1 protein-coding gene is annotated in these 582 nt (G+C 76.6%); it reads right to left on the bottom strand.

All coding sequences use genetic code 11. The features are described from left to right. Positions 1-555: DUF6518 family protein (locus tag QN345_RS19725; RefSeq protein WP_323509202.1), on the bottom strand; the 555-nt coding region annotated here is incomplete at its 3' end. Positions 556-582 lie beyond the last annotated feature (27 nt).

Below are 582 nucleotides of genomic sequence, written 5' to 3'. Positions count from 1 at the left end.
GCCCGCGACGAGCGCCGCGGCGCCGAGCGCGCGCATCCGTTCCGGCAGTGTCACGCCCCAGGCGACGGCGAACCCGGCTCCGGCAAGGGCCTCGCACCACCACTGCGGGCCGCCGATGAGCACGATGCCGTACAGGCCCTCGCCGAGGACGAGCCCTCCGATGATCGCCGCGGCAACGATCCGCTGCCCCGCGAGGGGGCTGCTGGCCAGCGCGCCGGCCCATCCGCACAACGCCCCTGCGGCGACGCCGACGGCGCCCCACAGCAGCAGGATGCGCGGCGGAGCCGGCTGCGGCGCCAGGAGCACCCACACGGAGACCATCGTCAGCAGGCCGACCGCCCCGACTCCGGCCGCGGCCCTGCCGTGCACCCGGAACCCGGCGGTGACGAGGAACGGCACGAGGCCCCAGAGCGCGCTCGTGTTCGCGAGGGTGTCCCAGGGCGCGGGAAGCACCGCGAACAGCAGCCGGGCGAGCGCCCCGGCGGTGACTCCCGCGGCGGCAGCCACGAGATACCAGACAGCCCGGCGCCTCGGCAACGGGTCTCGGGAGGTCACGGGCCCAGCCTAGGTCCCCGACCCGCC

Origin of the sequence: Cryobacterium sp. 10I1 (assembly GCF_035019805.1) — a bacterium.
Classification (GTDB): Bacteria; Actinomycetota; Actinomycetes; order Actinomycetales; family Microbacteriaceae; genus Cryobacterium; species Cryobacterium glucosi.
This window is presented reverse-complemented; position numbering and strand designations above follow the sequence as displayed.